Genomic DNA, 25,214 nt, shown 5'->3' on the forward strand with positions numbered 1-25,214 from the left:
TCGTCAGTCAGGCAGGGCGCTCTATCGCCTTCGATCGCTCCTCGTCGCGGGACGGTACAGCGTCATCCTTCTTCGTATTCAACGCAACGCGATCGATGCCGGATCGCGTGTCGATACGGAGGCGAACTGTTGCGCAGCAGCATGCAACTCATCAAAAGGCGTGTTACTTCTAGCTCAGTTGGATCGATCCAAAGCCGTTGATGCAGCGCATCTGGGGAAGACGGCGGGTAGGGATCGCGTGCTACGCGTTTGCTGAGGCCTGCTCTTGTGTCCGCATGCAGCTGCGGTCGTGAAGCGGTGTCGGATGCCGACTTGAGCTGCGATTCATCGGGTCGATCCGGTCCACGTTGCGTGCCTTCGTTGCGGGCCGTAGCCACCGGAGGTGCGTGACGCCATGCGTCGCGGCACAGCCGACCGAGAGAGTTTGGGGAGCCTGCCATGCCAATCCGCCCGTGCTTCGCGCACATGCCTGAGTCTTCACGCCGGTGGTTGGCGGCCGTCGCGGCATCGGCGCTGTGGTGCGCGGGCAGCGGCGCGGCTTGCGCGGCCGATCCCGGCTTCGCGTCTTCGTTCGAGCGGGGCGACCCTGCGCCCGCGTCGGCCAAGCAGTCCGACAAAGCGGCTCTCCAGGTCACCATCGGCAACGGCCCCGAGCAGCCCTACGCGGCCAAGGCCGGCATGGGCTACACCGGGCTGCATGCGCTGCACTATCGCGCCAATGCGGCCGGGCGCGCACAACTGTTCGCAGTCGATCTGCCGGTGGAGCCGGACACGACGCTGTCGTGGATGGTACTGCCGGAGATCGTCGACGGCGAGACGGTGGCGTCGACCGGCGTGGCGGTGGATCTGTTGTTCGACGATGGGCGCCGCTTGTCCGAGTTGGGCGTGGAGGATCAGCACGGAGCGCCGGTCAGTGCAGCGGGGCAGGCGGCGTCGAAGACGCTGTATCCGCAGCAGTGGGCGTTCAAGCAGGTGCGGCTGGGTGAGGTGGCGGCCTTGCGCGGCAAGCGCATCCGTGCGATCGAGGTGCAGGTACATCCCGGCGCCGGCAAGGTGGCGTCGGGCTGGATCGACGATGTCGCGGTGCGCCGCGAACCAGCGCCGCAGGTGGCACGGCGGCCCAGCGACGAGGTGGTGACCACGCGCGGCACGCAGTCCAACGGCACGTTCTCGCGCGGCAACAACATCCCGGCCACGGCGATGCCGCACGGCTTCAATTTCTGGGTGCCGGCGACCGATGCGGGAACGCTGAGCTGGCTGTACCGCTGGAACGAGCAGAACGGCGACGACAACCGGCCGCGGCTGCAGGCGCTGTCGATCAGCCACGAGCCCAGCCCTTGGATGGGCGATCGCCAGACGTTCCAGGTGATGCCCTCGTCCACGCGCGGGGTGCCGGAGGCGGACCGTGCCAAGCGCGCGTTGTCCTTCAGCCACGACCACGAGGAGGCGCGCCCGCATCTGTACCGGGTGGACTTCGACAACGGCATCCGCGCGGAGCTGACGCCGAGCGAGCGTGCGGCGATCTTCCGCTTCCGCTTCCCCGAGGGCGGCGATGCCAATCTGCTGTTCGACAACGTCGATGCACGCGGCGGGCTGACCCTGGATGCGGCGACGCAGACGCTGCGTGGTTACTCGGACACGCGCAGCGGGCTATCCAATGGCGCCACGCGCCTGTTCGTGTATGCGCGCTTCGACCGTCCGTGGACGGCCAGCGGCAAGATCGCCACCGGGCGCCCGACTGGCTACGTCAAGTTCGCGCCGGGCGCGGATCGCACGGTGGTGATGCGCATCGCCACCTCGCTGATCTCGGTGGAGCAGGCGCAGCGCAATCTGCAGCAGGAGATCGGCGACGCCGGGTTCGAGCTGGTGCAGTCGCGTGCGCAGGACGCGTGGGACGCGGTGCTGGGGCGGATGCAGGTGCAAGGCGCCAGCCATGACCAGCGGGTCACGGTGTACTCCAATCTGTACCGGTTGTTCCTGTATCCGAACATCGCCCACGAGAACGTCGGCGATGCGGCGCATCCGGATTGGCGGCATGCCGACCAGAACAGTTGGTCCAAGGACAACACCGGCGGCGATGCCGAGCGCACCGCGGCGCCGATCCTGCCAGGCAAGGTCTACGTCAACAACGGCTTCTGGGACACCTTCCGCACCAGTTGGCCGGCGTATGCGCTGTTCGCGCCGGAGCAAGCCGGGGCGATGATCGATGGTTTCCTGCAGCAGTACCGCGACGGCGGCTGGGTGGCGCGCTGGTCCTCGCCGGGCTATGCGGATCTGATGGTCGGCACCAGTTCCGATGTGGCCTTCGCCGATGCCTGGCTGAAGGGCGTGCGTGGGTTCGACGCGCACGAGGCCTATGCGGCGGCGCTGCGCAATGCCACGGTGGTGCCGCCGGTGTCGAATGTCGGCCGCAAGGGCCTGGCCCGTTCGATGTACCGTGGCTATGCGGCCAACGACGTGCACGAGGGGCTGTCTTGGACGCTGGAGGGCGCACTCAACGATTTCGGCCTGGCGCAGATGGCGCAGACGCTGGCGGAGCAGGAACAGGAGCCGCAGCAGGCGCAGCGCTACCGCGAACAAGCCGAATACTTCCGGGCGCGCGCCACCGATTATGTGTATCTGTTCGACCCGGCCACGCGTTTCTCCCGTGGGCGTACGCCGGCTGGCCAATGGGACATGCCGGCCTCGCGTTTCGATCCGCGGGTGTGGGGCGGTGACTACACCGAGGCCAATGCCTGGACCTTCGCCTTCACCACGCCGCACGACGCGGCCGGCCTGGCGGGGTTGCTGGGCGGCGAGGACGCCATGGCGGCGCGGCTGGACGAACTCTTCGCCACGCCGGAGACCGCGGACAAGCGTTTTGCCGGCAGCTACCGCGGTGTCATCCACGAGATGACCGAGGCGCGCGACGTGCGCATGGGCATGTACGCGCACAGCAACCAGCCCTCGCATCATCTGCCGTGGATGTACGTGGCGGCGGGGCAGCCGTGGAAGACCCAACGCCTCACCCGCGAGGTGTTGCGCCGCCTGTACCTGGGCAGCGAGATCGGCCAGGGCTATCCGGGCGACGAGGACAACGGCGAGATGTCGGCGTGGTACCTGTTCGCCATGCTCGGGCTGTATCCGCTGCGGATGGGCGCGCCGGAGTACGTGATCGGCTCGCCGGCGTTTTCGCGTGCCGAGGTCGATCTCGGCAACGGTCGCAAGCTGGTGGTGATCGCGCGCAACAACAGTGCGCGCAACGTGTACGTGCAGTCGCTCACGCTCAACGGCAAGCCGTGGAAGAAGGCCTGGCTGCGCCACCAGGACATCGCCGACGGCGCCACGCTGGAGTTCGTGATGGGGGCGACGCCGTCGCGCTGGGGCAGCGGCGCGGACGCGTTGCCGCCGTCGCTGACGCCGCCGGGCAGCGCGCCGCGTGGGCTGGAGGATGTGGCGTCGCAGGCCGTGGCGGTGTCGCTGGAAGGACAGCCCAAGGCCGCGGCCCTGATCGACGACGATGCGACCACGGCGCTGCCGCTGCCGGCCGGTGCCAGTGTCGACTTGCGTTTCGCAGCGCCGCAGCGCGCCACGCACTACACGCTGACCAGCGGCGATGCCGCGGTGTCCGGCCTGGCATGGACGCTGGAAGGCCGCAACGGAGACGGCGCGTGGACCACGCTGGACCAGCGACGCGCGCAGACATTCGCCTGGGCGCGGCAATTGCGGCCGTTCCGCATCGCCAAGCCCGGCGCGTACAGCGCCTACCGCCTGCGCCTGGATGCGGGCAAGGACGTGGCGCTGGCCGAGATCGAATTGCTGCAGCCGGTGACGCGGCAGGCCATGCCGTGACCGCGTGCGAACGCGGTGAGCGCGGCCTGCCTGACGCGCCTGGCGGACGTCGTACGACGTACTAGGCCTGTTGCGCGGCAGCATGCGCTGCTGCATGGGCTGTGATACTTAGTTTTCCACTGCATTAGAACGATCCAATCGCATCTGCGCAGAAGGGGGAAGGAGACGTAGGGAAGCCGGCTTGCCGCAAGGGCGCCGGAGAGTTTTCGTGTCACACCGCGCGGGGTTCTCGCCCGATCCTTGGATCGATAGAAACCCGCCGCAGCCGATCAATCTTTGGGAGAGGATGATTGAAATGAACTGCATGCCATCCGCACGCAACCGCAGCACGCTGTCCGCCGGCATCGCCATCGCCTTGTTCGCGACGGCTGCCTCCACCACCGCCTTCGCCCAGCAGGCCGACGGCACGCCGGCCCCCACGGGTCAGGCCGAGGTCAAGGCCACCGACCTGGATGCGGTGACGGTCACCGGCTACCGCTACGCGATCGAGAAGAGCCTGGAGCAGAAGCGCAACGCCAATGCCGTGGTCGATGTGATCACCGCCGAGGACGTGGGCAAGTTCCCCGACAAGAACGTGGCCGATGCGCTGCAGCGCGTGCCCGGCGTGGTCATCACCCGCGACGGCGGCGAGGGCAAGAACGTCAGCGTGCGCGGCCTGTCCTCGGAGCTGGTGCTGACCGAATTGAACGGCAACTACATCGCCACCGCCGAATCCAACGGCGACCCGACGCGCTCGTTCAACTACACCCTGCTGCCGTCGAACCTGCTGGGCAGCGCCGAGCTGTACAAGACGCCGGAAGCGCGCATCGACGAAGGCGGTATCGGCGGCACGGTGATCCTGCAGACGCGGCGCCCGCTGGAGCTGGAGCCCAATTCCGGCTTCCTCTCCGCCGAGGGCGTGTGGTCGGACAGCAGCAAGAAGACCGACGGCCAGTTCTCAGGCTCGTACTCGTGGCACGACCAGGACAACCGCTTCGGCGTGTTCGTCGGCTACACGCAGCAGAAGCGCACCGCGCGCACGCTCAACGCCAGTACCGAGAGCTGGCAGTGGTACGGCCGCGACGAAGGCGGCCCGGCGGTCGACGTCAACGGCAATCCGTCGGACTTCAACGCCAACTGGTGGGGCGGCACCGGCTTCTGGGACCAGAACGGCAAGTACTACACCCGCTTCATGATGCCCACGGCGGTCAGCCTGGACGTCAAGCAGGAGGAGCGCGAGCGCAAGGGCGGCCAGCTGACCTTCCAGTTCAAGCCGACCGACGACTTGACCCTGACCGCGAACTACTTCCGCTTCGATCTATCGCAGAACTCGCAGACCAATACGGTCAAGATCCCCGAGTGGAACATCGCCCGCTACTACGGCGACGGCAACTGGCGTGGCGGCCGCCTGCTCGACGGGCTGCAGTTCGATCCCAGCGGCACCATCGTCACCGGCGCCAACTACAGCCTGCATCCGGGCAAGGCCTACTACTGCAGCGAGGCGCAGGCCGCCGCGGCCGGCCTGCCGCCGGGCGGTTGGGGCTCGGATGACTGCACGGTGCCCACGCCGCAGATCACGGGCAGCTACAACATCGAGAAGTCGCTGTCGCAGACGGTGGACCTGGGCGGCGAGTGGCGTGGCGAGAAGGTGGACGTGTCGTTCAAGGCCGGCCGCACCTGGGCCAAGGGCGGGCCGGAACTGCAGTTCTCGCTGCCGATCAAGCCGCGCCGGCAGAACGCCGACGGCAGTTGGACCAACGGCAACTTCGCCAGCGCCTGGGACCTGACCGGCACGCCGACCATGACCTTCTCGCCGGAACTGATGCAGAACCTGCGCGACGGCATCCTGCAGGTCGACCTGGGTTCGACCGGCTCGTCCTGGACCCGCAACACCAACCAGCAGCAGTACGCGCAGATCGATACCACCTGGCACATGGACGGCGCCTTCTTCGACTCGCTGCAGTTCGGCCTCAAGCGCCGCGACGGCGGTATCCACCGCAACACCGGCAACAACTACTGGGTGTGCCCGGGCACCGACCCGAGCGACTACAACAACCGCTACTGGAACGGGCGCTGCAACGCGCTGGCCACGCAGTTCTCGCCGGACCTGCTGTTCCCGCTGGACAACCTGGCCGGCGGGGTGAAGTCCAGCGCGTTCCCGGCGATCAACTTCCCCGGCTACATCGGCTACTTGAACCAGACCTACGGCGCGATGCAGACCCGTAACGAAGACAACTTCGTCTACAACGTCGACGAGAAGATCTATTCGACCTACCTGCAGCTCAACTTCCACACCGAGCGCCTGCGCGGCAACGTCGGCGTGCGGGTGGCGCGCACCGGCCAGCATGCCGATTCCACCGACAAGGTGACCGCCTACAACGATTATTTCTTCGATGGTGCCGACGGCAATCCGCTGGCCTGTCAGCAGGGCGCGGCCATGCCCGCGGGCGCGCCAGCCGATACCTACTGCGGCACCGAAGGCTATTGGCGGCTGTCCGACACCGAGCAGCGCACCGAGTCGTTCGTGGTCAGTGCGCTGGACCGCAAGTACACCGACGTGCTGCCGAGCTTCAACCTGGCCTACGACCTGACCGAGAACCTGCTGCTGCGCGCGGCGGCGTCGAAGGTGATCGCGCGGCCCAGCTACAACGCCATCGCCGCGCCCGGCAGCCTGGAGTACTACAGCCCGGAATACGTGGCCGACCGGCGCCTGACCGGCGGCGCCAGCGAGCAGGGTTGGTACGGTTCGGGCAGCAACAAGAAGCTGGAGCCGTACAAGGCCAACCAGTTCGACCTGGGCCTGGAGTGGTACTTCCAGCCGGGCTCGGTGGCGGGCGTGGGGCTGTTCCGCAAGAACGTGGAGAACTTCTCGGTCGACGTGATCAGCGACGTCAACATGCTGATCAACGGCCAGACGGTCACGGTGCAGAACTACAGCACCAAGGCCGGCGGTCAGGATGCGGTCTCGCAGGGCGTGGAGCTGTACGCGCAGCACACGCTGCCCTCCGGCCTCGGCGTGCAGTTCAACTACACCTACAACGATGCCAGCAAGGCCGCGGTGCGGCTGGAGGACGGCACCGAGGTCGGCAAGACCTCGATGCCGGGCAGCGCCAAGAACCAGACCAACCTCACCGTGTTCTACGAGACCGACCGGCTGCTGCTGCGCGCCTCGTACAACCGTCGCGGCGAGCTGGTGCAGGGCCTGGTCAACGGCTTGAACGTGTATGAGGAGCCGTACTACCAGATCGATCTGAACGCGGCGTACAACATCACTCCGGCGCTCAGCCTCACTGCGTCGGTGCTGAACCTGACCAAGCAGGAGTCGCGCCAGCACCTGGGCGACGACACCCGGGCGCGCTTCTACACCGGCGGCTACGCCGGGCGGCTGGCGTACCTGGGGCTGACCTACAAGTTCTAAGCTAGCGCGTGTCGTGCCCATGCCTGCCGCGCGGCGGCCGGCATGGGCGCGACGGCCCGGCGATGGCCGGGCCACCGTTTCCGCCGTCCACGACCGCGCCGTCGCGCCGGTCGCGGTCGTTCACCACAGGACCCATCGCATGACGCGTTCCCCGTTGCCTTCCCTGCTGCGCGCGCTAGCCCTGTCCTTGCTGCTGGTGACGCCGGCACTGGCCGCCGCGCCGCGGCTCAGTGCCGAGGTCAACACCTTCATCGGCAGCAAGGACGACGGCAACACCTTCCCGGGTGCGTCGGCTCCGTTCGGGATGATCCAGGTCAGCCCGATCGGCGCGCATTACGCCGGCTGGCGCTACGACGATCCGCAGATCCGCGGCTTCGGCCATTCCTTCCTGTCCGGTGCCGGCTGCTGGGAGCAGGGCGGCCAGGTCTCGGTGCTGCCGGTGACCGGGCGCATCGGTCCCGGCGGCGCGTTCGATACGGGCGACCCGAAGGCGTTCGACCACACCCGCTATGGCGCGCGCTACCAGCACGACGGCGAGCGCGGCCAGGCCGGCTACTACAAGGTGCGGCTGACCGATTACGGCGGCATCGATGCCGAAGCCACCGCGCTGACCCGCGCCGCGGCCGAGCGCTACACCTTCAGCACCTCGGGCGAGGGCCACGTGCTGGTCAACATCGGCCAGGCCAACGCCCGCCACACGGTCACCGGCAGCACCCTGAACGTGGTCGGCGACCGTGTCGTGGAAGGCAAGCTGGTGACCCAGAGCTTCTGCGGCGGGCACCAGTACACCACCTGGTTCCGCCTGGAGTTCGATCGCCCGTTCAAGGCCTTCGGCACCTGGGGCGAGGCCGGCGGCGTGCCGGGCTCGCGCCATGGCATGGAGGGCGAGGGCAAGCCCAGCGGCGCGTGGCTCACCTTCGACCTGAGCAAGGGCCGCGCGGTCACCGCCATCTCGGCGATCTCGCACGTGGACGCCGAGGGCGCGCGCGACAACCTGCGCCGCGAAGGCATGGCCAATGGCCGCCTGCTCGGCTTCGATGCGATGCGCGCCCGCGCGCAGCAGGCCTGGGACAAGGAACTGGCCAGCGTGCGCGTGCAGGGCGCCAGCGGCGACGACCGCGTGGTGTTCTACACCGCGCTCTATCACGCGCTGCTGCAGCCGCTGACCGGCAGCGACGCCGATGGCCGTTACCGCGGCTACGACGACGGCATCCACCACGCCGACGGCTGGACCTACCACGAGTTCTTCTCGCTGTGGGACACCTATCGTGCGCAGAACCAGTTGCTGGCGTTGCTGCGGCCGCAGCGCGCCGCCGACATCGGCCGTTCGATCCTGGCGATCAACGCGCAAGGCGGCTGGCTGCCGCGCTGGGGCTATGCCAACTTCGAGACCAACGTGATGACCGGCGATCCGGTCACGCCGTTCCTGGTCGACCTGTGGCGCTTCGGCGCGCTGCAGGGGCGCGAGGCCGAAGCCTACACCGCATTGCGCCGCAATGCGTTCGAGATGCCGCCGATGAACTCGCGGCACGCGGGGCGTTCCGGCAATGCCAACTACCTGGCGCAGGGCTTCGTGCAGTACGACCGCGCATTTCCCTCCAAGGGCATGGACGTCGACCCGCACCACGGCGGCTCGGCGACGCTGGAGTACGCACTGGCCGACTGCGCGCTGTCGACCATGGCCGGTGCGCTGGGGCATGCCGAGGACGCGGCGGTGCTGAATCGGCGTGGGCGCAACTGGCGTTCGATCTGGGATCCCTCGGTGCGCGATACGCAGACCGGCTTCACCGGTTTCCCGCGGCCGCGCACCGAGGATGGGGCGTGGTACACGCCGGCGGATGGCCATTACGATCCGCGTTCGCAGCATGGCTTCCACGAGGGCACGGCCTGGCAGTACCAGTGGCTGGCGCAGCAGGACGTGCCGGGCCTGGTGGAGGCGATGCACGGGCCGGAGCAGACCGCGCGGCGACTGGATACCTTCTTCGCCTACGACGCGCTGCTGGCCGACCCGGCCGGCGCGGCGCGCAAGGAATGGGTGATGGGGCCGTACAGCTACTACAGCCAGTTCCGCTACAACCCCAACAACGAACCGGACCTGCATGCGCCGTGGATGTACACGCTGATCGGCCAGCCGTGGAAGACCAGCACCGTGCTGCATGCGGCGCAGACGCTGTTCACCAATGCGCCCAACGGCGTGACCGGCAACGACGACCTGGGCACGATGTCGGCGTGGTATCTGTTCAGCGTGATGGGTCTGTACCCGGCGGTGCCCGGCACCGGGCAGTTCCTGCTGCACGCGCCGCGCTTTTCGCGCATCGAACTGGACGTGGGGCCGGGCCGTACGCTGCGTGTCGATGCGCCGCAGGCCGGCAACGGCAAGCTGCGCTACATCGGTGGCGTGTCGCTGGACGGCCGCGCGCACGCGCCGGTGTGGCTGGACTGGGCGCAGTTGCGCCAGGGCGGCCGCCTGCGTTTCGACCTGCGCGATGCGCCGCAGCCGCAGGGCTGGGGCACGCAGCCGCAGGACCTGCCGGTGTCGCCGTGCGCGGCGCCGCCGTCCGCCGCCAGCTTGGGCTGGCGCTGAGTCCGTGCCGTCGCGCGGCAGGCGCGCGCAGTCGATGGTTTACGCTGCGCATCTCGTCCGAAGGGAAGCGATCCGATGAGCCAGAAGCGTCCACCCGGAGCCGGATCCGCAGGTTCCAAGGCTGCCAAGGCCGCCGCGCGCAAGGCGGCGCCGGTTGCGGCGGAGCATGCGGACAAGCCGAAAAAGGCCACGAAGACCGCACCGGCCACCGCCGCGCGCGACCGCCAGCGGGTGGTGACCGTCACCGACATCGCCGATGCGGTCGGCGTCTCGCGCGCGACCGTGTCGCTGGTGCTGCGCGGCAGCCCGTTGGTGCATGCGGACACGCGTGCGCGCGTGGAAGCGGAACTGAAGCGGCAGCGCTACGTCTACAACCGCGGCGCCGCCAATCTGCGCCGGCGTACCTCGACCTGCGTGGCCCTGGTCATCAACGACCTGGCCAATCCGTTCTTCGCCGAGTTCGCCGCCGGGGTGGACGAGGCGCTGGGCGAGCAGGGCTACGTGACCCTGCTCGGCAGCACCGGCGAATCGCCCGCACGGCAGCAGGCCGTACTGGCCTCGCTGATGGAACACACCCCGGCCGGCGTGATCCTGTCGCCGGCCGAGGGCAGCGACGCCGCCGAACTGCACACGGTGCTGGACGCACGCGCGAACGTGCTGCTGTTCAACCGCGAACTTGCCGGCGCCGACGACTGGGGTTTCCTCGGCCTGGACAACCAGCGCGGCGCGCAACTGGCCACCGAGCATCTGATCGCGCTCGGCCACCGCCGTATCGCCTTCTACGGCGGCCATGCCGATTCCAGTTCCTGCCGGCAGCGTCGCGCCGGCCACGCGCAGGCGATGCGGCAGGCCAGGCTGCCGGTCGACCCGGCCTGGCTGATCGAGTCCGCGCCCAATCGCCTGGAAGCGGCGGCGCGCCACGGTGAACTGTTCGCCCACGACGCACCGCCCACCGCAGCGGTCTGCTACAACGATACGGTCGCGCTCGGCCTGATGCTGGGCCTGCTCGCGCGCGGCGTCCGTCCGGGCCAGGACTTCGCGATCACCGGCTTCGACGACATCCCCGAGGCCGCGGTGAGCACGCCCGCGCTGACCACGCTCGCCGCGCAACCGCGCGCCCGCGGCCGCCAGGCGGCGCAACTGGTGCTGGAGCGGCTGGATGCGGCCGCGCCGCCGCGCAGGACGATCGTGCCGGTGCGCCTGACGGTGCGCGAGAGCAGCGGCGCGCCGATCGCGCCCACGCGCGCCTAGCGCCGCGATCCGCGGCGGCGGCCGCGGCGACGAACTGGGATGGCACGCCGGCACGCGCGGTGCCATCGCGACGCCCTCTCGACAGGGGCGGGCAGATAGTGGGTTGCACCCTCACAGCGGCGCGTCCCGCGGGTTCGTGCTGAGCGAGCGCTTCGCCCCCTTCTTCCTTTCGTCGAGAGCCGTCTCATGCATCTGCAGACTGCACCGCGCCGTTCCGTGGTGGCCAACGCCTTCTACGGCCTGCTCAATCCCATTCCCTTCGGCTGCTTCGTCGCCGCGCTGATCTTCGATATCGTCTATGCCCGCAGCGGCGTGATCCTGTGGACCAAGGCGGCGGCCTGGCTGATCGCGATCGGGCTGGTCATCGCCATCGTGCCGCGCCTGATCAACCTGGTGCAGATCTGGATCACCGCGCGGCGCTCCACGCTGCCGGTGGAACGGCTCGACTTCTGGCTGAACCTGCTCGCCATCGTCGCCGCCATCTTCAATTCCTTCGTGCACAGCCGCGATGCGTATGCGGTGGTCCCGGCCGGGCTCTGGCTTTCGATCGTCACGGTCGCGCTGTTGGCGATCGGGCATGTGCTCATCGCCATCCGCACCACGCCACGCGAGGGTTACGTCCATGGCTAAGCGCCTGTGCCTGTCCGTTTTTGCGCTGAGTTGCGCCATGGCCCTGGCCGCCTGCGGCGGCAAGGCCTCGCTCGAGCCCACCCAGCAGGCGGGCAACGCGCCGCCGCTGCCACAGCCGCGCAACTTCCTGCTGCCGCCGATGCAGGTTCCCGAGGGGGTGGGCTGGAAGGAGGGACAGGCGCCCACCGTGGCGGCTGGCCTGAAGATCGAGAAGATCGCCGGCGGCCTGAAACATCCGCGCCAGCTGTACGTGCTGCCCAACGACGACGTGCTGGTGGTGGAGGCCAATTCGCCGGGGATGGAACCCGTCACCACGCCCAAGCAACTGATCGCGGGGCTGGTCCAGAGCCGCTCCGGCAAGAGCGCCAAGGGCGGCAACCGCATCACCCTGCTGCGCAGGACTGCGGACGGCCGGTGGGAACAGCATGCGTTCCTGAAGGGGCTGCACTCGCCGTTCGGGGTGCAGCTGATCGGCGATGCGCTGTACGTCGCCAACACCGACAACATCATGAAGTTCCCCTACGTCCCCGGCCAGACCGAGATCACCGCGCCCGGCACGCTGTTCGCCGATCTCCCCGGCACCATCGAGCACCATTGGACCAAGGCGCTGCTGGCCAGCCCCGACGGACGCAAGCTGTACGTCGGCGTGGGTTCCAACAGCAACATCGGCGAGAACGGGCTGGACGTGGAGTACCGCCGCGCGGCCGTCCTGGAAGTGGACGTGGCCTCGGCCAGCAGCCGCATCTTCGCCTCGGGCATCCGCAATCCGACCGGACTGCAGTGGGAGCCGCGCACCGGCAAGCTGTGGGCGATCGCCAACGAGCGCGACGAGATCGGCGCCGACCTGGTGCCCGACTACCTGACCTCGGTGCAGGACGGCGGCTTCTACGGCTGGCCGTACAGCTACTACGGGCAGAACGTGGATGTGCGGGTCAAGGACCAGCGCCCGGACCTGGTGGCCAAGGCGATCAAGCCGGACTACGCGTTGGGCTCGCATGTGGCCGCGCTAGGCCTGTGGTTCTCCCGCGGCGATGCGCTGCCCGCCAAGTACCGCGAGGGTGCGTTCGTGGCCGAGCACGGCAGCTGGAACCGTTCGCCGCTTAGCGGCTATCAAGTGGTCTACGTGCCGTTCCAGCAGGGCCGGCCGGTCGGCCCACCGCAGACCGTGGTCAGCGGCTTCCACTCGCAGGACGAGTCGCAGCTATACGGCGCCCCGGTCGGCCTGGCGCAGGACAAGGACGGCGCGCTGCTGATCGCCGACGATGTCGGCAACAGCGTCTGGCGTGTGCGCTTCTGACCGGTCGCACGACGCCGCCCACCGGTATGTGGGTGGCGTCGTCTGTACGCGATGCCGCCTGGGCGCGGTGCGGTATGTGGATCGCCCGGGCGCGTGGCTGGATGGCGGAACAGCACGGACATGGGAGGTTACAGCCGTACGTCCACCGGCTCGCTTTCCAGCGCCAGCACGCCGAACACGCATTCGTGCACGCGATAGAGCGGTTCCTGCGCGACGAAACGCTGCAATGCTTCCAGGCCCAGCGCGAACTCGCGGATGGCGAGCGACTGCTTGGTGCGCAGGCCACGCTGGCGTAGCCGATCGAGGTTCTGTGGTTCGGTGTATTCGGGTCCGTAGATGATGCGCAGATACTCGCGGCCGCGGCACTTGATCGCCGGTTGTACCAGCCCGCGCTTGCTGCGCGCCAGGCCTTCGACCGGCTTGATGACCATGCCTTCGCCGCCCTGTGCGGTCAGCGCCTCCCACCAAGCGATGGCGTCGGCCACGCTGGCCTGGTCGGCCAGATCGACGAATACGTGCCGGGTCAGCCGCACCAGCGGTTCGACGTCGGCCAGGCGACGGGCGATGTCCAGGTGCCAACGGTGGTCGCGCTCCAGGCCGACCACGCCTTCGCAGGCCAGCACGTGGAACGGCGCGATCTTCAGGTCCTCCAGGCCGTTCACTGCCCAGCAGTAGCGGCGATAGGCGTCGACGAAGCGGCTGGCGTCGCTGTGGCGCGCCTGCGCCTGCTGCTGCCAGGACTGCACGTCGAGGCCACGCGCGGCGGCCGCGTCCAGCCAGGTGCGGGCGGTGGCAAGCGCCGCTGTGGCGGCGGCGCCGGTCGGCGCGTACTGCTCGCGCAGCAGGTCCTGGGCCTTGGCCGACCACGGCAGCAATTCCGCATCGAGCACGATCCAGTCGGTATTCAGTTCCTCCCATAGGCCTGCACGCTGCAATGCCGCGTCGAGGCGATCGAGCAGGGCGTTTTCCAGTTCGCGCTCGCCGAAGAAGCGGCGACCGGTGCGGGTGTAGACGACGCCACGGCCATCGTCGCCGATGCCGAAACGTCGCTGCGCGACACCGGCATCGCGGCACAGCACGACGACCGCACGCGAGCCCATGTGCTTCTCTTCGCACACCAGCGTGGCGATGCCTTCCTGGCGATAGAAGTCGAGCGCTTCCTGCGGGCGTTCGAGCAGGTCGCCGGACTTGGCGGTCTCCGGCGGCGCCATGGTCGGCGGCAGGTACACCAGCCAGCGCGGATCGATGGCGAAGCGGCTCATCACCTCCAGCGCGGCGATGCTATTCTCCTCGCGGATGGTGACGCTGCGGAAGGCGCGGGTGTCGATCACGCGCTTGCCGGCCACATCGTCCAGGTCGAGCAGCAAGGCCTCGCGCGGCGAGGTGGCCGCGCCGCTCGTGTCCTCGGCCGGAAGCAGCGGCTTGACCGGCGCGTAGTACTCGCGCGCGGCCGCGACCGACACCAGTTCCTTCTCCGGATAGCGCAGCGCGGTGAGCTTGCCGCCGAACACGCAGCCGGTATCGAGACAGATGGTGCGGTTGACCCATTCCGGCTCCGGCGTCGGCGTATGGCCGTACACCACCATCGCCGGGCCGCGATAGTCGCGGGCCCAGTCGGAACGGACCGGCAGGCCGAACGCATCGATCTCGCCGGTGGTCTCGCCGTACAGCGCGAACTCGCGCACGCGTTGCGAGGTGCGGCCCTGCAGCTCCTGCTTGAGACCGGCGTGGGCGACCACCAGCTTGCCGTCGTCGAGCACATAGTGGCTGACCAGCTTGTCGATGAAGGCGGCGACCTCGCGGCTGAACTCCTCAGGCTCGGCCTGCAGTTGCTCCAGCGTCTCGGCCAGGCCGTGGCTGATGCGCACGTCGCGTCCGGCGAGCTTGCGCTGCAGCTTCACGTCGTGATTGCCCGGCACGCACAACGCGGTGCCGTTGCCGACCATGTGCATGACCAGGCGCAGCACGCCGGGCGAATCCGGGCCGCGGTCGACCAGGTCGCCGACGAAGACCGCCTTGCGTCCTTCCGGCGCGGCGACCTCGGGTGCCTCGCGGGTGCCGCCGACGGTGTAGCCCAGGCGGCCGAGCAGGGCGACCAGTTCGTCGCGGCAGCCGTGCACGTCGCCGATCAGATCGAACGGCCCGTGCTCCTCGCGGCGGTCGTTCCAGACCTTGATACGTTCGATCGTGGCGGCCGCCACGTCCTCCACCGAGCGCAGCACGCTGACGTGGCGGAAGCCCTCGCGTTCCAGGCCGCGCAGGCCCTTGCGCAGCGCCTGTTGCTGGTTGCGGATGACGTGCGGGCCGAAGTTGCGGTCCGCACGCGCACTGTTGCGGTCCTGGCATACGCGCTCGGGCAGGTCGAACACGATGGCGCAGGGCAGGACATGGAACTCGCGCGCCAGTTCGACCAGGCGCTTGCGGTCTTCCGGGCGCACGTTGGTCGCGTCGACGACGGTCAGGCGGCCGGCGGCCAGGCGCTTGCGCGCGATGAAGTAGAGCACCTCGAAGGCGTCGCCGGTGGCGGTCTGGTCGTTCTCGTCGTCGGCGACCAGGCCGCGGCAGGCATCGGAGGAGATCACCTCGGTCGGCAGGAAGTGGGTGCGGGCGAAGGTGGACTTGCCGCTGCCTGACGGGCCGATCAGGGCGACCAGGCTGAGCTTGGGAATGCGTATCGTCATGAGGATGCCGAAAAGGTCAGGCCATGTCGCGGGTAAACACCGCCATCTGGGTCGGCGGGCCGACCTCCGGATCGTCCGGGCCGATGGGGGCATGGCGCACGCTGTAGCCGTTGCGCTGCGCCACGCCATCGGCCCAGGCGCGGAATTCCGCGCGCGTCCACTCGAAGCGGTGGTCGGGGTGGCGGAAACGCCCGGCCGGCAGGGTCGGGAAGCGCACGTTGTACTCGCTGTTCGGCGTGGTGATCACCACTGCAGGCGGCCTGCCGAAACCGAACAGGGCGCGCTCGAACGCCGGCAGGCGCGGCGCGTCCATGTGTTCGATCACCTCGATCGCGCAGGCCGCATCGAAGCCTTCGATACGGCGATCGCGGTAGGTCAGCGCGCCGTGGGCCAGGGTGATGCGTTGACGCTGCAGCGGCGGCAGCCGTTCGAGGTGCAGCCGATCGGCAGCATGATCCAGCGAGCGCAGCGACACGTCGATGCCGAGCAGGTGCTCGATCTGTGGCTCCTTGAGCAGCAGGCCAAGCAGGCGCCCTTCGCCGCAGCCCAGGTCGACCACGCGCCGCGCGCCCAGGGTGCGCAGCGTCTCGACCACGGTCTGCATGCGTTGGTCGTTGAGGCTGAGCGGACGTTCGATCGCGTCCTCGGCCGCTTCCTTGCGCTCTTCCTGGGCGTCGATCGCCTCCTCTTCATCGTCCAGCAGGCGCGCCAGCGCCGCACGCACCAACGGCTTGTGGCGGCGCAGGTAGCGGCCGACGATCGCCTCACGTTGCGGGTGCGCGGACAGCCAGGTGCCGCCCTTGTCGAGCAGCTTCTCGATTTCGTCGTGGCCGACGTAGTAGTGCTTGTCGCCGTCGATGGCCGGCAGCAGCACATACAGGTGGGTCAGCAGATCCTGCAGGCGGACGGTTCCGGCGAGCTGCAGGCGCACATACGGACTGTCGCCCCACTCGGGAAAGCGCGGATCCAGCGGCAGGCGCTCGACCGTTACGGTGTAGCCAAGCGGTTCGAACCAGGCCTGCAGCAGTTGCTCGCCGCCGCGACACCGCAGCACCGGAATCTCCGCTTCCAGCGCAATGGGCGTGTCCGCCAACGCCTGGCGACTCTTGCTGGTGCCGGCCATGGCGGTGCCGAACAGGCGCTTGAGCGCTACCGAGAGGAAGGAACTGGCAACGTACGGCCGGTCGTTGACGTACTGCGACAGGCTGCCTTCGGCTTCGCCGCGACCGCGCACCAGCCCCACCGGATCGATGTCCAGCATCAGCACTGCGGTGCAACGGGTGTGGTCGGCCTGTGGGTAGAACACCCGGGCGGTACCGAACGGCAGGTCGACCTCGTGGGCACGCTCGGGGTGCTTGACCAGCAGGTAGCCGAGATCGGTGGCGGGCTGGGTGGTGGTGGAGAGGGACAGCAGCACGGTGTGATGGCTTCGCGAGAAAGGCCGTGAGTCTACCGCGCCGCCATTGCCACCGTGCGGGGGCTGGGAAGGTGCGCTGGTCACCGCTGGCTTGAATGGCGAGTGCGCATGGCGGTGGATGTGGCACGCCACCAACGACTCGGCCGTGTCTGTCAGGACGATCGAGGGTGCCGGTTGTCGACCCATAGTCGCCGCGATGCGGTGCCACCTTACCGCGATTCGCGCTGGATTGAATGCGTGTCGGCGCGCCTGGCAGCGCCGCGCTCAGTGTAAGCGAATCCAATCCAGCGCCAGTAGCGTCTCGATTGTCGTTGTCGCAGTACGCCGCTGTTCTTCCAGCGCCGCAATCGCGTTTGCATCCCGCAGATGGGCAATGAGCTGCTGTGCATCGTGCCGTTGCCCGGAATGCGCCACCTGCAGCCGGCGCGCGGCCTGGAACACCGTCATGATGTCCTCGGCCTGGTCGATGTTCCTGATCTGTGCGAACAGGTCCACGGCCTTCGCGATCTCGGTGTCGTAGGGCGCATACGCCGCGGCGAACCGCGCATGCTCCTTGTCGTACTGCGGCGAGGCGCGCAGCGCCATGGTCCGCCCCTGCGGCTGCTCCTGCAGCCAGTTGCGGTTGGCCAGGTCGGTCAGGATCGGCCGGACGTCGCCCTGGCGCGGGCCGCGGCCGGCAGTGCCGAACGTCAGCCCGGTCGGCACGCCCAGTTCGGTCACGGCCCAGCAGAGCGTCTGGAACAGCGTGCGCCCGATCGGCCGCGCCTCCGGCCGGGCCTGCAGCCGCCGCAGCACTTCCATGATCGCGATCCAGCCCGGCTGGGTCGCCGTGCGTTTGCCGGCGCCCTCGGCCGAGGCGTTTGCCGGCCTCGTCAGGAAGGCGGTTTCGAGTTGCGCCAGCGGCGTGCCGTACGGCGCATAGACCTCGATGTCGACCGGCAGATGCGCCAGCGTGCGGTAGATCAACGGGCCGACCTCCTCCCAGGCCAGGCCGCCGTTGCCGCAGCCGAGCGGCGGCAGGGCAAGACTGCGCACGCCCCATTCGCGCAGATGCGCGGCGAGGTGGTCCAGCCCTGCCGCGATGTCCTCCAGCCGCGACGGCGAGCGCCAATGGCGCTTGGTCGGGAAGTTGAGAATGCGGATGCCGCTGGCGTCGTCGTACAGATAGGGCTCGCCGATACGCACGCGGCCTTCCCGGCAGCGCACGGCATAGTCCTCGAACATCGCCGGGTAGCGCCGCTTGAACGCCTGCGCGATGCCCTTGCCCATGATGCCGGCGCAATTGACCGCATTCGCGTGGACGTGGGCGTGGCTGGCGAACAGGTCGCCGATTCGTGCCTTGAACATGGTGCGATCCATCGATGGAGAGATCCCCGTGGTGGCGCCTGTCGCTTGCCCGCACTGACAGGCGCCGCGTGTGCGGTGGTGCTGTCCGCGGCCTGGCCCAGAAAGGCCGGCGAGGTGCTGCCGACGTCAGCGCATGTGCGCACCTGGCTGTCCTGCAGCAAGGGGCGCCAGGGCAGCAGCGGGGGGCGCGCAAGCATGCGGCAGCGGCGTCTCACCTCCTGAGATCGGGCGAGGCCAGGAGAAGAGGTGCTGCTCAGTGCCGATCGACGGCAGCGATTCTTTTTCGTGGGAGCGGCTTCAGCCGCGACAGGCATTCCCAGTGATGCCTCGTCGCGGCTGAAGCCGCTCCCGCAGGCGCTTGCGGCGAGCCAGTCGTGTGCACTGTGGGAGGGACTTCAGTCCCGACGCATTGCGCCATCGGAAAAGCACACCACGTCGCGCGGCCCGGCTGCACGACAGTTGACGGCCACAACGGCAGCGGCAGCGCCGATCTAGTTCTCGGCAGACGCACCCCCGCCGCGTCGCGCACGCCAGCGCGCCACCCGCTCCTGCAGCCCCACCACGCAGACGAAGAATGCCGGCACGAAGAAGATCGCCAGCACGGTGCCGCTGACCATGCCGCCGAACACACCGGTGCCGATGGCGTGCTGGGTCTCGGCGCTGGCGCCGCTGGCCAGCATCAGCGGCACCACGCCCAGGGCGAAGGCCAGCGAGGTCATCAGGATCGGGCGCAGGCGCAGGCGCGCGGCGTTGGTCGCCGCCTCGAGCAGGCCCTGGCCGTCGCGGTGCAGTTGCCGGGCGAACTCGACGATGAGGATGGCGTTCTTCGCCGACAGGCCGATGATGGTGATCAGGCCGACCTTGAAGAACACGTCGTTGGGCAGGCCGCGCAGCATCACCGCGGCCACCGCACCGAGCAGGCCCAGCGGCACCACCAGCATCACCGACAGCGGGATCGTCCAGCTCTCGTACAGCGCCGCCAGCACCAGGAACACCACCAGTGCCGACAGCAGCATCAGCAGCGGCGCTTGCGCGGCCGACTGCCGCTCCTGCAGCGATTGCCCGGTCCAGGCCACGGCGAAGCCCGGCGGCAGTTGCGCGGCCAGCCGTTCCATCTCGGCCATGGCCGCGCCGCTGGACACGCCAGGCGCGGCGCCGCCGGTGATGCGCACGGCCGGGAAGCCCTGGAAGCGCGCCAGCTGCTGCGGCGCGTCGGTCCAGGTGGCGGTCACCACTTCGCGCAGCGGCACCATGCCGCCCTCGGTGCTGCGCACGCGCAGGCCCAGCACGTCGTCCAGTTGCATGCGCGACGCGGCGTCGGCCTGCAGGATCACCTGCTGCATGCGCCCGGCGTTGGGGAAGTCGTTGACGTACAGCGAGCCCATCGCCGCCGACAGGGTGTTGCTGATCGCGGAGAACGGCAGGCCCATGGCTTCGGCATGCTGGCGGTCGATCTCCAGGCGGATGCTCTTGCCCGGCGGCAGCCCGTCCTGATACACGCCGCTGACCACCTTGCTGCCCGCGGCCAGTTGCAGCAGCTTCGCCTGCGCCGCCATCAGCGCGGCCTCGCCGCGGTTGCCGCGGTCCTGCAGGTACAGGGTGAAGCCGGAAGAGGTGCCGAGCTCGTCGATGGCCGGCGGCAGCAGGCTCATCACCGTGCCCTCGGGCAGGTCGGCCATGGCCTGCTGCACGCGGTCGGCTTCGTCGCTGGAGGTGGCGCCGTCGCGCTGGTCCCAGTCCTTGAGCATGGTGAAGGCCATGGCCGCGTTGGTGCCCGAGCCGGAGAAGCTGAAACCCAGGATCACCAGGTTGGAGGCCAGCGCCGGGCGCGTGGCGACGTGCCGCTCGAACGCCTCGACCACCGCCAGCGTGCGCTCGCTGGTGGCATCGGTGGGCAACTGGATCGAGGTCATGAAGTAGCCCTGGTCCTCTTCCGGCAGGAACGCCGAGGGCAGCACGCGCATGGCGAAGACCAACGCAACGCACAGGACCGCGAACACCGCCAGCACCCGCGCGCTGCGCTGCAGCAGCCGCGCCACGCGTGCGGCATAGCTGCCGGTCAGGCGCTCGAAGCCGCGGTTGAACGCGCCGAAGAATCCGCGCTTGGCATGATGGCCGGGCGCGATCGGGCGCAGCAGGGTGGCGCACAGCGCCGGGGTCAGGGTCAGCGCCAGGAACGCCGAGAACAGGATCGACACCGCCATCGCCAGGGTGAACTGCTGGTAGATCACGCCCACCGAGCCGCTGGCGAAGGCCATGGGGATGAACACCGCGGTCAGCACCAGGGTGATGCCGACCACCGCGCCGGTGATCTCGCGCATCGCCTTGGTCGTGGCCTGCCGCGGCGGCAGGCCTTCGCTGGCCATGATCCGCTCGACGTTCTCTACCACCACGATGGCGTCGTCGACGATGATGCCGATCGCCAGCACCATGCCGAACATCGTCAGCACGTTGATCGAGAAACCGGCCAGCAGCATCACCGCGAAGGTGCCCAGCAGTGCGATCGGCGCGACGATGGCCGGGATCAGCGTGTAGCGCACGTTCTGCAGAAACAGGTACATCACCAGGAACACCAGCACCATCGCTTCGAGCAGGGTCTTGACCACCTGCTTGATCGAGAGCTTCACGAACGGCGCGGTGTCGAACGGGATCGAATAGCGCATGCCGGTCGGCATGCTCGCGGCCAGTTCCGCCAGCCGTGCCTTCACCGCCTGCGCGGTGCGCACCGCATTGGCGCCGGGCGAGAGCTGGATCGCCGCGCTGGTGGCGGGAGCGCCGTCCTCGCGGTTGGAGAAGCCATAGGACTGTGCGCCCAGCTCCACCCGCGCCACGTCGCCCAGGGTCACACGCGCGCCGCCGCTGTCGGCACGCAGCACGATGGCGGCGAACTGCGCGGGCGTGGTCAGTTGCCCGGCCACGGTCAGCGGCACGGTCAGGCGTTGTCCGCGCACGGTCGGCTCGTCGCCGAGGCGGCCGGGCGCGATCTGCGCGTTCTGCTGTTCGATCGCCTGCGCCAGTTCGGTCATGGTCATGCCGTAGGCGACGAGCTTGTCCGGGTCCACCCACACGCGCATGGCCTGCTCGGCGCCGAACAGCTGCACACGGCCGACGCCGTCGATGCGCCGCAGTTCCTGCACGATGTTGCGGGCCAGGTAGTCGTTGAGCGCCACCTCGTCGTAGCGGCCGTCCGGCGAGGTCAGGCCGACCAGCATCAGGAAGCCGGACGCGGCCGATTCCACCTGCAGGCCGTTCTGCCGCACCGCCTGCGGCAGGCGCGGCTCCACCGCCTTGATGCGGTTCTGCACGTCCACCTGCGCCAGCTCCGCATTGGTGCCGGGCTTGAAGGTGGCGGTGATCTGCGCGCTGCCCGAGGTGTCCACCGTGGACTCGAAGTAAAGCAGGTTCTTGACCCCCGACAGCTCGCGTTCGACCAGGCTCACCACCGAGTCGTTGAGGGTCTGCGGCGTGGCGCCGGGGTAGGACGCGATCAGCGACACCGAGGGCGGCGCCACCGAGGGATAGCGCGCCACCGGCAGCTGGCCGATGGCCAGGGTGCCGAACAGCACGATGAACAGCGCGATCACCCAGGCGAAGACCGGGCGTTCGATGAAGAACTGTGGCATGGCGGCGTTCCCGGTTCAGTCCGCGGCGGCGGTGGCGACCACCGGCGGCTGCCACGCACGCGCCTTCACCCGGGCGCCGGTGCTGAGCCGGTCGATGCCTTCGACCACCACCTGCTGCCCGGGTTGCAGGCCGGCGACGACACGGTAGTGCCCCTGCACCAGTTCGCCCAGCTGCACCGTCGCGCTGTGCGCCTGAGCATTGGCGTCCAGCACCCACACCTGCGCGCGCTTGCCGACATGGGTGACCGCCTGCTGCGGCACGCGCAGCGCCTGCGCGTAGTGGGCGCGCGGCACCCGCGCCCGCACGTACATGCCGGGCAACAGGCGCCGCTGCGGGTTGTCGACGAGGATGCGCAGCAGCACATCGCCGGTGCCGGCATCGACGGTGATGCCGGAGAACAGCACGCGCCCGCTCAGTCCCGAGGGCGTGCCGCTGCGGTCGAGGATCTGCGCCGGCAGGCCGTCGTCGCCGGTGGCCTGCGCGCGCGCGGCCGGATCCAGCGGGTCCAGGTCGCTGGCGGACTGGCGCACGTCGACGTAGACCTGGTCGATCTGCTGGATCACCGCCATCGGCGCGCTGTCGCTGGGCGAGACCAGCGCACCCTCGGTGAGCAGTGCCTGGTCGATGCGGCCGTCGATCGGTGCGTCGACGGTGGCGAAGGCCAGGTCCAGGCGCCGCCGCGACAGCGTCGCCTTGGCCTCGGCGACCGCCGCGGCGGCCTGGCTGCGCTGCGAGGCGGCGTCGTCGTACATCTGCCGGCTGACCATGCCGGATTCGACCAGCCGCTGTAGCCGGGCATGCTGCACGTCGGCCAGTACCTGCGCGGCCTCGGCACGGTGCAGTGCGGCTGCGGCGGTGTCCATGTCGGCCTTGAACGGTGCCGGGTTGATCTGGAACAGCGCATCGCCGCGCCGCACATCGGCGCCCTGCTCGAAGAAGCGACGCTGCACGATGCCGCCGACCTGTGGGCGGATCTGTGCGCTGCGCAGCGCGGCCACGCGGCCGGGCAGGTCCACGCTCACCGTCATCGGCGCAGGGTGCAGGGTCACCGCGGTGACCTGTACCGGCGCGGCCACCGCTTGCGGCTGCGCGCCGCCGCCGCAGCCCGCCAGGGCCAACGCCAGCGCGCCGCCGAGTCCCAGAGTCCGTACCTGTTGCCGCATGCCCATGCCTCGTGCCTCGTCGCTGCCGCCGCGGATGCGGCGGACGCCAAAGCCGCGCATGGTCGCGGCCGCGGGTTGCGCGGCGTTCGATGCGATGTGGAGATATGATGGAGATCCGCCCGTCCGGGCCGATGCGCCTTCGCTGCCTCCATGTCCGTTTCCTCTCCGGGCGCCGCCGTGCCCGCGTCCGCGCCGCTGGTCCTGATCGCCGAAGACGAGAGCGAGATCGCCGAGATCCTCAGCGCCTACCTGGCGCGCAGCGGGCTGCGCAGCGCCCACGCCGCCGATGGCCGCGCCGCGCTGGACCTGCACCTGGCGCTGGATCCGGATCTGATCCTGCTGGACGTGCAGCTGCCGGCGGCGGATGGCTGGAAGGTGCTGGCCGAACTGCGCCACCGCGGCGAGACTCCGGTGATCATGCTCACCGCGCTGGACCAGGACATCGACAAGCTGATGGGCCTGCGCCTGGGCGCCGACGACTACGTGGTCAAGCCGTTCAACCCGGCCGAGGTGGTGGCGCGGGTGCAGGCGGTGCTGCGGCGCATCCGCGGCAACGGCGCCGAGGAGGCGCGCAGCCTGCGCGTGGGCGCCTTCCATGTCGATCTCGACCAGCACGAGGCCAGCGTGCGCGTGGGCGAGCAGCGGCACACGCTGGACCTCACGCTCACCGAGTTCAAGCTGCTGGTGCGGCTGATGCGCGCGCCGAAGCGGGTGTTCAGCCGCGCCGAACTGCTCGACGCCTGCCTGCCGGAAGGCGACACCCAGGAGCGCACCATCGACAGCCACATCAGCAAGCTGCGCAAGAAGCTGGAGGCGCTGGGCGTGCAGGGCACGCCGGCCAGCGTGCGCGGCGTCGGCTACCGGTTCGGATCCGGCGCATGAATCGCGCCCCCGGGCTGCGCCGCCAGGTCATCCTGTCGCTGGGCGCGCTGGCGCTGTGGATCATCCTGCTGTCGGTGGTCGGCTCCTACGTGTTCTACGCGCTGGCGGCGGCCTACCAGCCCAACAGCATCTCCGACACCTGGGTGCCGTCGCGGGTGGAGATGATGTGGATCGGCGCCACCGCCGCACTGGCCGTGGCGATCGCGGTGGCGGTGGCGGTGCGGCTGTCGCGGCGCATCCTCACCCCGTTGAACTCGGTGGCGCACAGCCTGCGCGAAGTCGCCCAGGGCAACTTGCACGCACGCGCGAGCATGGATGCGCATGCGCTGGGCGAGACCGCGCAGCTGGTGCGCGACTTCAACGCCATGGCCGACCGCCTGCAGGCGATGACCCGCGAGCGCGCATTCTGGAATGCCGCCGTCGCCCACGAACTGCGCACGCCGGTGACGATCCTGCGCGGGCGACTGCAGGGCCTGGCCGAGGGCGTGTTCGCGCCGGACGTGGCGGCGTTCGAGAGCCTGCTGCGGCAGGTGGAAGGCCTGAACCGGCTGATCGAGGACCTGCGCGTGCTCAGCCTCACCGACAGCGGGCACCTGGAGTTGCAGCCGGCGCCGGCCGACCTGGCGCGGGAAGTGGAGGCCGTGCTGCATGCCTTCGGCGCCAGCCTGGACGCGCGCGGGCTGGTGCTGGAACCCGTGCTGGCGCTGCGCACGCCGGTGCTGTGCGATGCGGTGCGCATCCGCCAGGCGCTGATGGCCTTGCTCGAAAACGCGCAGCACTATGCCGAGCCGGGCCCGCTGCGGGTGGGCGTGCAGGCGGACGCGGGCCAATGCGTGCTGTTCGTGGAAGACACCGGCCCCGGCATCGCGCCCGAGATCGCCGCGCGGGTGTTCGATGCGTTCCGCCGCGGCGATCCGTCGCGTTCGCGCAAGAGCGGCGGCAGCGGCCTGGGCCTGGCGGTGGTCAAGGCCATTGCCGTGGCGCATGGCGGCGATGCGCTGTGCCTGCCGGCCTGCAGCGGGACACGATTCGAAGTGCGCTGGCCGCTGGCGCCAGTGGAGGCCGCGACGCGCACAGCGCAGGTGCCGGCGTCGCGCTAGAGGCGCGTTG

Annotated in this window: 13 protein-coding genes; 8 read left to right on the forward strand and 5 right to left on the reverse strand. The window is 69.4% G+C overall.

Going from position 1 to position 25,214, the window contains the following annotated elements:
* Positions 1 to 465 precede the first annotated feature (465 nt).
* From CEK68_RS17105 to CEK68_RS17130, 6 genes are all read left to right on the forward strand, one after another.
* Positions 466 to 3,831, forward strand: a complete 3,366-nt coding sequence (locus tag CEK68_RS17105) for a GH92 family glycosyl hydrolase (protein ID WP_226977933.1) — start codon at positions 466 to 468, stop codon at positions 3,829 to 3,831.
* 295 nt (positions 3,832 to 4,126) lie between these two features.
* Positions 4,127 to 7,228 carry a TonB-dependent receptor gene (locus CEK68_RS17110; RefSeq protein ID WP_193314237.1) on the forward strand — a complete coding sequence of 1,034 codons (3,102 nt, stop codon included), beginning with the start codon at positions 4,127 to 4,129 and terminating at the stop codon, positions 7,226 to 7,228.
* A 139-nt stretch (positions 7,229 to 7,367) separates the two neighbouring features.
* Positions 7,368 to 9,812, forward strand: a complete 2,445-nt coding sequence (locus CEK68_RS17115; RefSeq protein ID WP_152240102.1) for a GH92 family glycosyl hydrolase — start codon at positions 7,368 to 7,370, stop codon at positions 9,810 to 9,812.
* Positions 9,813 to 9,887: 75 nt separating this feature from the next.
* Positions 9,888 to 11,063, forward strand: a complete 1,176-nt coding sequence (locus tag CEK68_RS17120) for a LacI family DNA-binding transcriptional regulator (RefSeq protein WP_226977934.1) — start codon at positions 9,888 to 9,890, stop codon at positions 11,061 to 11,063.
* A gap of 186 nt (positions 11,064 to 11,249) precedes the next feature.
* Positions 11,250 to 11,693: a DUF2231 domain-containing protein gene (locus tag CEK68_RS17125; RefSeq protein WP_152240103.1), complete on the forward strand. Its 444-nt coding sequence runs from the start codon at positions 11,250 to 11,252 to the stop codon at positions 11,691 to 11,693.
* Positions 11,686 to 12,990: a sorbosone dehydrogenase family protein gene (locus tag CEK68_RS17130; protein ID WP_226977935.1), complete on the forward strand. Its 1,305-nt coding sequence runs from the start codon at positions 11,686 to 11,688 to the stop codon at positions 12,988 to 12,990. The genes CEK68_RS17125 and CEK68_RS17130 overlap by 8 nt, the downstream gene beginning before the upstream one ends.
* Before the next feature lie 128 nt (positions 12,991 to 13,118).
* Here CEK68_RS17130 and CEK68_RS17135 read toward each other — a convergent pair whose 3' ends face one another.
* The 5 genes from CEK68_RS17135 to CEK68_RS17155 all read right to left on the reverse strand — a co-directional run bounded on the left by CEK68_RS17135 (position 13,119) and on the right by CEK68_RS17155 (position 23,282).
* The gene (locus tag CEK68_RS17135; RefSeq protein WP_152240104.1) at positions 13,119 to 15,671 is read right to left on the reverse strand and encodes a polynucleotide kinase-phosphatase; all 2,553 of its coding nucleotides are present in this window, start codon (positions 15,669 to 15,671) and stop codon (positions 13,119 to 13,121) included.
* A gap of 16 nt (positions 15,672 to 15,687) precedes the next feature.
* Positions 15,688 to 17,088: a 3' terminal RNA ribose 2'-O-methyltransferase Hen1 gene (locus CEK68_RS17140; protein ID WP_152240105.1), complete on the reverse strand. Its 1,401-nt coding sequence runs from the start codon at positions 17,086 to 17,088 to the stop codon at positions 15,688 to 15,690.
* Between the two features lie 264 nt (positions 17,089 to 17,352).
* Positions 17,353 to 18,435: a macro domain-containing protein gene (locus tag CEK68_RS17145; protein ID WP_226977936.1), complete on the reverse strand. Its 1,083-nt coding sequence runs from the start codon at positions 18,433 to 18,435 to the stop codon at positions 17,353 to 17,355.
* A 491-nt stretch (positions 18,436 to 18,926) separates the two neighbouring features.
* A complete protein-coding gene (locus tag CEK68_RS17150; protein WP_152240107.1) occupies positions 18,927 to 22,058 on the reverse strand; it encodes an efflux RND transporter permease subunit in 3,132 nt (1,043 codons plus the stop codon).
* Between the two features lie 15 nt (positions 22,059 to 22,073).
* Complete coding sequence (locus tag CEK68_RS17155; RefSeq protein WP_226977937.1) at positions 22,074 to 23,282, reverse strand: efflux RND transporter periplasmic adaptor subunit; 1,209 nt, start codon at positions 23,280 to 23,282, stop codon at positions 22,074 to 22,076.
* A 90-nt stretch (positions 23,283 to 23,372) separates the two neighbouring features.
* Between CEK68_RS17155 and CEK68_RS17160 the strand changes: the two genes are divergently transcribed.
* The gene (locus CEK68_RS17160) at positions 23,373 to 24,104 is read left to right on the forward strand and encodes a response regulator (protein WP_051067644.1); all 732 of its coding nucleotides are present in this window, start codon (positions 23,373 to 23,375) and stop codon (positions 24,102 to 24,104) included.
* Positions 24,101 to 25,204, forward strand: coding sequence for an ATP-binding protein (locus CEK68_RS17165; protein WP_152240108.1), 1,104 nt, complete (start codon positions 24,101 to 24,103; stop codon positions 25,202 to 25,204). The genes CEK68_RS17160 and CEK68_RS17165 overlap by 4 nt, the downstream gene beginning before the upstream one ends.
* Positions 25,205 to 25,214 lie beyond the last annotated feature (10 nt).

Source organism: Xanthomonas sp. LMG 12461 (assembly GCF_009192935.1).
Lineage (GTDB): Bacteria > Pseudomonadota > Gammaproteobacteria > Xanthomonadales > Xanthomonadaceae > Xanthomonas_A > Xanthomonas_A sontii.

Bases quoted from the DNA above. Each gene is read 5' to 3' on its own strand.
- CEK68_RS17155 (WP_226977937.1), bottom strand. From the start codon at position 23,282: ATGCGCGGCTTTGGCGTCCGCCGCATCCGCGGCGGCAGCGACGAGGCA.
- CEK68_RS17115 (WP_152240102.1), top strand. From the start codon at position 7,368: ATGACGCGTTCCCCGTTGCCTTCCCTGCTGCGCGCGCTAGCCCTGTCC.
- CEK68_RS17165 (WP_152240108.1), top strand. From the start codon at position 24,101: ATGAATCGCGCCCCCGGGCTGCGCCGCCAGGTCATCCTGTCGCTGGGC.
- CEK68_RS17160 (WP_051067644.1), top strand. From the start codon at position 23,373: ATGTCCGTTTCCTCTCCGGGCGCCGCCGTGCCCGCGTCCGCGCCGCTG.
- CEK68_RS17130 (WP_226977935.1), top strand. From the start codon at position 11,686: ATGGCTAAGCGCCTGTGCCTGTCCGTTTTTGCGCTGAGTTGCGCCATG.
- CEK68_RS17150 (WP_152240107.1), bottom strand. From the start codon at position 22,058: ATGCCACAGTTCTTCATCGAACGCCCGGTCTTCGCCTGGGTGATCGCG.
- CEK68_RS17145 (WP_226977936.1), bottom strand. From the start codon at position 18,435: ATGTTCAAGGCACGAATCGGCGACCTGTTCGCCAGCCACGCCCACGTC.
- CEK68_RS17110 (WP_193314237.1), top strand. From the start codon at position 4,127: ATGAACTGCATGCCATCCGCACGCAACCGCAGCACGCTGTCCGCCGGC.
- CEK68_RS17125 (WP_152240103.1), top strand. From the start codon at position 11,250: ATGCATCTGCAGACTGCACCGCGCCGTTCCGTGGTGGCCAACGCCTTC.
- CEK68_RS17105 (WP_226977933.1), top strand. From the start codon at position 466: ATGCCTGAGTCTTCACGCCGGTGGTTGGCGGCCGTCGCGGCATCGGCG.
- CEK68_RS17135 (WP_152240104.1), bottom strand. From the start codon at position 15,671: ATGACGATACGCATTCCCAAGCTCAGCCTGGTCGCCCTGATCGGCCCG.
- CEK68_RS17120 (WP_226977934.1), top strand. From the start codon at position 9,888: ATGAGCCAGAAGCGTCCACCCGGAGCCGGATCCGCAGGTTCCAAGGCT.